Below are 8,909 nucleotides of genomic sequence, written 5' to 3'. Positions count from 1 at the left end.
TACCCCCCCCGCGGGGGGGGGGGGGTGGGGGGGGGGGGGGGTTGGGGCGGGGGGGGGGGGGGGGGGTGGGCCCCCCCGGGGGGGGGGGGGGGGGGGGGCCCCCCCCCCCCCCCCCCACGCCCTTTTCTCGTTCCCGGACCGGACGCCTCCCACAGTCAATGGATGTGCTTCATTTGGCGATGCCTCCGCCTCATCCCTCACATGAATCCAGTTCTGTTCGACATCTTCCCTCCACGTAACACGGATGTCATAGTGGCGATCGCCGATGAACCTGATTAATCCACAGGCATGGAGGGTTGCACAGTGGCCGACGCGTCACCGGGGGCCGAGGGTCCCTACCGGCCGGGGTATGAACTCGTCGCCGAGCAGCTGCTGGAGTACATCGCCGAGCAGAACATGCGCCCGGGCGACCGGCTCCCCACGGAGCAGGGCCTGGCCGAAGTCCTGGGCGCGTCCCGCAACGTGACCCGGGAGGCGGTCAAAGTCCTGGCCGCCATCGGCCGGTTGAGCGTGCGGCGAGGCGCCGGCATCTTCGTCGCGGAGGCCTCCGGCGGACTGGTGGACGATCACCTGGCGCACTTCCGCCCGACGAGCATGGACGACGTGCTGATGCTCCTGGAGTACCGCACGGTGATCGAGTCGGAGACGGCCCGCAGAGCAGCGGGGCTGGCCACCCCCATCGAGGTCCGCAGCATCAAGGAGGGTGCGCAGGGTTCCCTGACGGCCGCCCAGCAGGGCGACGCGCACGCCTTCGCCCGGGCCGACGAGGCCTTCCACGACGCGGTGGGCGCCGCCTCGCACAACGTGTTCCTGAGGTCGAGCGTCGCCGGCGTACGGCGCCTCGCCTCCCAGTCCGACGTGCTGCTCTTCCACGGCGACGCCCCCGGCTCGCTGGAGGTCGCCGCACGACAGCACCTCGCCATCGCCGAGGCGGTCGCCGCGGGGGAGGCCGATCTCGCGAGCGAGTTGATGGTGGAGCACATCGCCACCACGCGGACCCAGTTCGAGCGGAAGATCCGCGACCGGCTGTTCAACCTCGGTGACCGCGCCGCCCCCGGGGCACCCGCGCGGCCCTCGACGAGCGCCGGTCCCGGCGACTCCTCGCTGCCCCCGCAGACGTCGGCCTCGTAGGCCGACCTCGCGGGGGCGCCTTCCCGACCGACGTCCGGGGCGGCCGGTGGACGACCGGCCTCCCGCGCCACATCCCCCAGGCGATTGGATTTCCGTGTCTGTTCCGTCTGCGCGCAGAGGCCGCCGTGTGCCGCTGCGAAGAGTCCTCATAGCCGCCGTGTCCCTGGCCGCCGCGGCGGCGCCCCTGACCGCCACCTCCGCCCAGGCCGCCGCGGGGCCGTCCGGCCTCACCGTCTACGTCTCCCCGACCGGCAAGGACACCGGCCGCGGCACCGCCGACCACCCCTTCAGGACCCTGGAACACGCACGTGACTATGTGCGCGACGCCAAGTCCAAGGTGCGCGGCGACATCCACGTCCGGCTCAGGTCGGGCACGTACCAACTCAGTCGCACCTTCGCCCTGACCGCCCAGGACTCCGGCACCGACGGGCAGCGGATCGTCTACGAGGCCGCGCCCGGTGCGCACCCCGTGATCAGCGGCGGCAAGCAGGTCACCGGCTGGACCAAGGCAGACGCCCAAGGCAAGGTCTACAAGGCGAAGTTGACCGGCCTGGACACCCGACAGCTGTATGTGAACGGTGAGTTGAGGACGAGGGCCCGCAGCGGGAAGAACCCCGCCGGCTTCAGCAAGACCTCCACCGGCTACACCTTCACCGACTCCGCCATCAGCGCGTACAAGCGCCCCTCGGACCTTGAAGTGGTCAGCTCCTGGGGCTGGAAGCTCATGCGCTGCCCCGTGGCGTCGATCTCCGGCAACGCCATGACGATGCAGCAGCCGTGCTGGAACAACGCCCACCTCCAGAGCGGTCAGGAGATCCAGAACCCGACCTGGCTGGAGAACGCCCGCGAGCTGCTGGACAGCCCGGGGGAGTGGTACCTGGACAGGAGCGCGGGCTACGTCTACTACCAGCCCGAGCAGGGCGAGGACATGAAGACCGCGGACGTGACCGTGCCGGTGGTCCAGGACCTGGTCGACCTGAACGGCACCCGTGCGCACCCCGTCACGGACGTGTCCTTCCAGGGCATCACCTTCTCCTACTCCACCTGGCTGGAGCCGAGTTCGTCCGACGGGTTCATCGAGGGCCAGGCCGGCTTCCGGATGGTCGGCAAGGACAACCCGGACTTCGACTCCACGCGCCTCAACTGGAAGAAGACCCCCGGTGCCGTCAATGTCAGCCACGGCAAGGACGTCGAGTTCACCGGCAACACCTTCACCCACCTCGGCGCGGTGGGCCTGAACCTCAACACCGGCACCCAGCACACCACGATCACCGGCAACGTCTTCCGTCAGATCGCCGCGACCGGCATCCAGATCGGCGGGGTCGAGTGGGGTGACGCCCACCCCGACGATCCACGGGACATCACCAAGGACACCCGGGTCGACAACAACGTCGTCACCAAGGCGGCCGACCAGTACAACGGCTCCCTCGGCATCCTGGCGGGCTACACCGACTCCACGGTGATCACCCACAACAAGGTCTACGACCTGCCCTACTCCGGCATCTCCGTCGGCTGGGGCTGGGGCCTGACCGACCAGGGCGGCAACTCGGCCTACCCGAACAACGCCGGCGTCCCGGTCTCCGACACCCCCACCATCAGCCGGAACACCGTCGTCACCGACAACGAGATCAGCGACATCATGAAGTCGCAGGCCGACGGCGGAGCGATCTACACGCTCAGCAGCAACCCCGGCGGCACGGTGTCGGGCAACTACATCCACGGGGTCCCGGGCCCCGCCTACGGCGCCGTCTACCACGACGAGGGCAGCCGCCACTGGCAGAACACAGGTAACGCCTTCTGTGACGTCTCCTTCCAGTGGCTGCTGATGAACCACGCGGAGGAGAACACGGCCAAGGGCAACTACACGACCCAACCCGCCTTCAGCGTCCAGTACTTGAGCAAGAACAACGATGTCAACGGCAACATCACGGTCGGTGCCTGCGACCAGTTGCCCGCCTCGATCGTGAACAACGCCGGTCTCCAGGCGCCCTACCGGCACCTCGACCCGGGCCCCTTGGTCACCGACCACCAGGCGCCCACCGCCCCCGGCACCCCGACCGCGACGACCGACTTCCCGACCGTCGCCGACCTCAACTGGCCCGCCGCCACGGACGACACCGGCGTCACCGGCTACTCGGTCCGCCAGGACGGCAAGCTGGTCAACGCCTCCGGCAAGACCTCCGTACGCCTCTCCGGCCTGACGGCGGGACGGACGTACACCTTCACCGTCACCGCCCGTGACGCGGCCGGCAACGAGTCCGCGCCGAGCAAGTCGCTGAGGGTCACCATGCCGGACGGCACGGACCTGGCCCTGAACAAGCCGGTCACCGCGTCCTCCGACTCGGAGGGCAACGTTCCGGCGAAGGTGAACGACGGGGATCTGTCGACCCGTTGGGCCCAGGGCCTCGGCCTGCCCGACCCGTCCTGGATCCAGGTCGACCTCGGCGCCTCGTACGACGTGAGCGGCGCGATCACCACCTTCGAGCTGAGCAAGGGCTACAAGTACCGCATCCAGGTCTCGCCGGACGAGGTCCACTGGACGACGCTCGCGGACCACACCGCCGACAGCACCACCGCGCAGACCGACTACGCCCACACGGACACCCCCGTCGCGGGCCGCTTCGTCCGGCTCACGGTGACCGGCTCCAGCGGCAACGGCGGCAGCATCTACGACTTCCAGGTCTACGGCACCGCCCGCGCCCCCGCCTCCGACCACACCGCGCCCACGAGCCCGGGCAAGCCCACCGTCAAGGCGCTGCTGCCCGGCCTGGTGGACGTCAGCTGGCCCGCCGCCACCGACGACACCGCGGTGACCAGCTACGTCGTCTACCAGGACGGCAAGCGGATCGGCGTCACCGACAAGACGACCTGGCGGGTCGCGAACCTCCAGCCGGCGACCGCGTACTCCTTCACCGTCGTGGCACGCGACGCGGAACTCAACGCCTCCGAGCCGAGCCCCGCGGCGGAGTCGACCACCCCGGCCGACGACGACCTGGCCCTGAACAAGACGGCGACCGCGTCCTCCGAGTCGGACGGCTACGCCCCGGCGAAGGCCGTCGACGGCAGCCTCTCGACGCGTTGGGCCCAGGGGCTGGGTCTGCCCGACCCGTCCTGGATCCAGGTGGATCTCGGCAAGGACACCAGTGTCTCCGCGGTGGTCACCACCTTCGAGCTGGGGAGCGGCTACAAGTACCGCCTTGAGTACTCCACCGACGGCCAGAGCTGGTCGACGTTCGAGGACCACACCGCCGCCAGCACCGTCACCCAGGTCAACTACTCCCTCGCCGACGCCCCGATCACCGCCCGCTACCTGCGCCTGACCGTCACCGGCTCCAACTGGAACGGCGGCAGCATCTACGAACTCCAGGCGTACGGCGGCTTCTGAGCCGCACGCCCGGCTACCGGCACCCGGCCGGCTCCTCCCACACAGAGACGAAAGCCAGGATGAAGATCACCCATGTCGAAGTACACCGGATCGACGTTCCGGCGGCCGTTCCGCCCTTCCGCTGGCGGAACGGACTGAGCGGAAGCGCTCCGGCCGGCGACGGCGCGGTGCTGCGCATCGGGACCGACGAGGGAGTCGAAGGGGTGGCCCTCTTCGCCCGCCCGGGAGCGTTCAGCACGCTCACGGATCTGGTGGACCGGGTCTTCCGGGAGGAGCTGACCGGCGCCGACCCCCTCCAGCGGGAGTGGCTGTGGCACCGGGTGTGGGAGCTGGACCGTATCCACGAACTCCCGCTCCCCACCCTGGGGTTGATCGACATCGCCCTGTGGGACCTGGCCGGCCGCTACCACGGCGAACCGGTCTGGCGACTGCTCGGCGGCTTCCGCGAATCCATTCCCGCCTACGCCTCCACCTCGACGTTCTCCAGCACCGAGGAGTTCCTCGACGTGGCCGACCAGTGCCTGGAGCTCGGCTACCAGGGGATCAAGCTGCACGCCTGGGGCGACGCCCGCAGGGATGCCCGACTGTGCCTGGCCCTGCGGGAGCACGTCGGCCCGGACGTGCCGCTGATGTACGACGGTTCGGCGGGCTTCGACCTGCCGGACGCGATCCGCGTGGGCCGGGCGCTGTCCGAGGCGGACTACCTCTGGTACGAGGAGCCGATGCGCGAGTTCAGCGTCTCCGCGTACCGGCAGCTCGCCGAGACCGTGGACGTCCCGCTGCTGGTGGCCGAGACCTCCGACGGGGTCCACATGAACTCCGCCGACTTCATCCGCGCGGGCGCCGCCACCTTCGGGGTACGGGCCAGCACCAACCTGCGTGGCGGCATCACCGGCGCCATGCGCACCGCGCACCTCGCCGACGCCTTCCGGCTGCGGGCCGAGGTGCACGGCTCGGACATCCCCAACCACCACCTGTGCATGGCGATCTCGAACACCACCTACTACGAGTCCCTGGTGACCGCGACCCGGGTGGTGCGCGAGCGCCACGTCGACGCCCAGGGCCTGGTGCACGCCCCCACGGCACCCGGCATCGCACTACCCCTCGACCTCGGCTACGGCAGCGAACTGCTGCCGTACGTCGAACAGCCGCGCTGACGGCAAGAACAGAAAGGCAAGACGATGACGTCTTTCACGTCCACCAGAGCTCTGCGCACGGCCGCCGCCGCGCTCTCCCTGACCACGGCGGCGCTGCTGGCCGGCTGCGCCAGCGCCGACACCACCTCCCGGTCCTCCGCCGACCAGTCGAGCTTCAAGCCGGCCGCGCAGAAGGACGGTTCGCAGATCACCGTCTGGGCGGACTCGACCCGCCTGCCGTCGGTGCAGAAGTACCAGAAGGCGCACCCGGACGTGAAGATGGACATCGTCACGTACGACGGCGGTGCCGACGGCTCGACCTACCTGCAGTCCAAGGTGCAGCTGTTCGACCGGACCGGCAGCGGCTGGCCGGACGTGGTGTTCGGCTCGCCCACCGACGTGACCTGGGCCTCGGAGCCGACCAAGCCGGGAGTGAAGCCGTTCGCCGCCCCGCTGGACGACAAGCTCGTCCCGCAGAACACGCTGAACGGCTTCGCCAAGGGCTCTTTGACGCCCTGTCAGTTCGGCGGTCACACCTACTGCCTGCGCAACGACATCGCGCAGGTGGTCCTCTGGTACAACAAGTCCCTCATGGACAAGTGGGGTTACCAGGTCCCCACCACCTGGGAGGAGTACGAGGCCCTCGGCAAGAAGGTGGCCAAGGACCACCCCGGCTACCTCGTCGGCTCGGTCGGTGACACCAACTCGCACGAGTCGTACTTCTGGTCCGGCCAGTGCCCGGCCTTCGACCTGGTGAAGCCGGACACCCTGCGCACCGATCTCCAGGACCCGAACTGCACCCGCACGGCGAAGCTCCTGGACGGCCTGATCGACGCCAAGGCCGTCACCACCAAGGGCTTCTTCAGCCAGGGCTTCGCCAAGGAGAGCGGCAGCAAGGTCCTGATGGCGTACGGCCCGTCCTGGTACGGCCAGTACCTCTTCAAGGCCGCGTTCAACGCCCCGGCCAAGCAGATCGCCGCGGCACCTCCGCTGACCTGGCAGGGGGAGACCAAGGCGGCCACCGGCAACGTCGGCGGCGGGGTCTGGATGGTGTCCTCGCACAGCGCCAACCTCAAGGCGTCCACGGACCTGGTCACCTGGCTGACCACGTCCGAAGAGAACCAGGCGTCCGCCCCCACCTACCCCGCGTACACCGCCGCCGCGCAGGCGTGGCTCAAGAACCCTGCCAACAGCGACTACTTCGCCAACGACGTGAGCCAGGCCTTCGAGCAGGCCGCGAACGAGGTGTGGACGGGCTGGTCGAACACCCGGTTCTCGGACTCCACCGCCTGGTCCAGCGTCGTCCTGCCCGCCCTCACCGCCGGCAAGAGCCTGACCGACACCCTCCCGGCCTGGCAGAAGGAGATCGCCAACGAGGCGAAGGCGCACGGCTACAAGGTGGCCGACCAGTGACCCTGCTGGAGACCGAGCGCGTCGCCGTCTCCCCCCTGCGCCGCGGCACCACCCCGCGGCGCAGGGGCGGCGGCCGCGCGGGCTACTGGTTCGTCGCCGGCTACACGCTGCTGCTGCTCGCCTTCGGGGTCGTGCCGACCGCCTACTCCTTCTACCTGGCGCTCACCAACGACCAGGGCCAGTTCACCGGCCTCAACCAGTTCGTCAAGGTCGTCCAGGACTACCGCTTCGGCCCCGCCTTCGGGCACATGCTCGTCTACCTGGTGCTGTGGCTGGTCGCCCTCGTGGTCCTGGTCGTCCTGACCGCCGTGATCCTGCGCAGCCGCGTCCGCCCCGCCACCTCGGCCCTCTTCCGCTTCCTCTACTACATCCCGGGCGCCCTCGCCGGTGTGGCCAGCGTCCTGGTCTGGCTGTTCATGCTCGACCCGGATGTCAGCCCGGTGTCCTGGCTGCTGAAGAGCCTGGGCATGCAGACCTTCGCAGCCGTACTCGCCCCGGGCAACCTGCCGTTGATCCTCATGCTCATCGCCTTCTGGACGGGCGCGGGCGGCTGGATGGTCGTGATGTACGGGGCGCTCAACAACATCCCCGACGAGGTGCTCGAAGCCGCCCGCATGGACGGCGCGGGGCCCTGGCGCACCGCCTGGCACATCCAGATCCCGATGATCCGGCAGTGGATCGTCTACATGACCATCATGGCTTTCGCGACCGGCACCCAGCTCTTCGTCGAGCCCCAACTGCTCCAGACGGCAAGCCTCGGCCGCGTGAGCCCCACCTGGTCACCCAACCAGCTCGCCTACGTCTACGCCTTCCAGCAGGGCGACTTCAACGGCGCGGCGGCCATCTCCGTCGTGCTCCTGGCCGTCGGCCTCCTTGCCGCGGGCCTGCTGGTCGCCCGCTCGAACCTGTTCAAGTTGGATGAGTCATGACGCCATCAACTCTCTCCCCGGCAACGGCGATCCGGCGCGTCCGGCCGTCCCGAGCCCTCTCCTTCCTGGTCGTCGTCCTGCTGCTGGCCCTCCTGCTGGTGTTCTTCGTCCTGCCGGTTGTCTGGCTGCTGCTCGCGCCGTCGAAGACCGCCGGCGAGGCGGTCCGGGACAACCCGCTCTCCTTCGGCTCGTTCCACCAGATCGGGGCGGCCTGGCGCCATCTGTTCGCCTTCCAGGACGGCGCGATGCTCACCTGGCTGCGCAACTCGGCGATCTACTCGGGCGGTTCACTCATCCTGACCCTGGCCGTCAGCATCCCGGCCGGCTACGCCCTGGCGCTGACGAAGTTCAGAGGACGCAAGACGCTGCTCGTGATCACGCTGGTCACCATGATCATGCCGCAGGCGACCCTGGTGCTCCCGGTCTTCCTGGAGCTGAACCGCTTCCACCTCATCGGCACGGTCTGGTCGGTGATCCTGCCCTTTTCCTTCTACCCGTTCGGCGTGTACCTCGTGTACATCTACTTCGGCAGCAGCCTGCCGAGGGACCTGCTGTCGGCGGCACGGATCGACGGCTGCAACGAATGGCAGCTCTTCGCGCGGATCGCGCTCCCGCTGGCGAAGCCGGTGATCGGTCTGGTCGCCTTCTTCAGCTTCGTGGGCAACTGGAACAACTTCTTCCTGCCCTACCTGGTCCTGCCGAACAGCAAGCAGTTCCCCGTCCAGGTGGGCCTGAACCAACTCCTCACCTCCACGCCGTCGTTCAACCCGGTGGCAGGCGCGGGCCTCAACATCACGATCCCCGAACTGGCACTGGCGATCATCGTGGCGATCCTGCCGGTACTGGTCCTGTTCCTGTTCTCCCAACGCACCCTGGTGTCGGGCATGTTGGCGGGGGCGACCAAGGAGTGATCCC

General features: G+C 69.0%; 6 protein-coding genes. All 6 read left to right on the top strand.

All coding sequences use genetic code 11. The annotated features are described in order from the left end of the window. The first annotated feature begins 288 nt into the window (after positions 1 to 288). The 6 genes from ACIQI8_RS03675 to ACIQI8_RS03650 all read left to right on the top strand — a co-directional run bounded on the left by ACIQI8_RS03675 (position 289) and on the right by ACIQI8_RS03650 (position 8,905). Positions 289 to 1,131, top strand: coding sequence for a FadR/GntR family transcriptional regulator (locus ACIQI8_RS03675; RefSeq protein ID WP_402344484.1), 843 nt, complete (start codon positions 289 to 291; stop codon positions 1,129 to 1,131). A 127-nt stretch (positions 1,132 to 1,258) separates the two neighbouring features. Continuing rightward, positions 1,259 to 4,516, top strand: coding sequence for a discoidin domain-containing protein (locus ACIQI8_RS03670; RefSeq protein ID WP_402344481.1), 3,258 nt, complete (start codon positions 1,259 to 1,261; stop codon positions 4,514 to 4,516). Positions 4,517 to 4,575: 59 nt separating this feature from the next. After that, the gene (locus ACIQI8_RS03665; RefSeq protein ID WP_402344478.1) at positions 4,576 to 5,673 is read left to right on the top strand and encodes an enolase C-terminal domain-like protein; all 1,098 of its coding nucleotides are present in this window, start codon (positions 4,576 to 4,578) and stop codon (positions 5,671 to 5,673) included. 24 nt (positions 5,674 to 5,697) lie between these two features. Then, the gene (locus tag ACIQI8_RS03660; protein ID WP_402344476.1) at positions 5,698 to 7,065 is read left to right on the top strand and encodes an ABC transporter substrate-binding protein; all 1,368 of its coding nucleotides are present in this window, start codon (positions 5,698 to 5,700) and stop codon (positions 7,063 to 7,065) included. Beyond that, positions 7,062 to 7,994: a carbohydrate ABC transporter permease gene (locus ACIQI8_RS03655; protein WP_402344473.1), complete on the top strand. Its 933-nt coding sequence runs from the start codon at positions 7,062 to 7,064 to the stop codon at positions 7,992 to 7,994. The genes ACIQI8_RS03660 and ACIQI8_RS03655 overlap by 4 nt, the downstream gene beginning before the upstream one ends. Then, positions 7,991 to 8,905, top strand: a complete 915-nt coding sequence (locus ACIQI8_RS03650; RefSeq protein WP_402344470.1) for a carbohydrate ABC transporter permease — start codon at positions 7,991 to 7,993, stop codon at positions 8,903 to 8,905. The genes ACIQI8_RS03655 and ACIQI8_RS03650 overlap by 4 nt, the downstream gene beginning before the upstream one ends. The last annotated feature ends 4 nt before the right edge of the window (positions 8,906 to 8,909 follow it).

The sequence above is a fragment of the Streptomyces sp. NPDC092369 genome, assembly GCF_044755245.1.
Lineage (GTDB): Bacteria > Actinomycetota > Actinomycetes > Streptomycetales > Streptomycetaceae > Streptomyces.
Note: the sequence above shows the minus strand (reverse complement) of the source record. Positions and strands in the feature narration are given on the sequence as shown.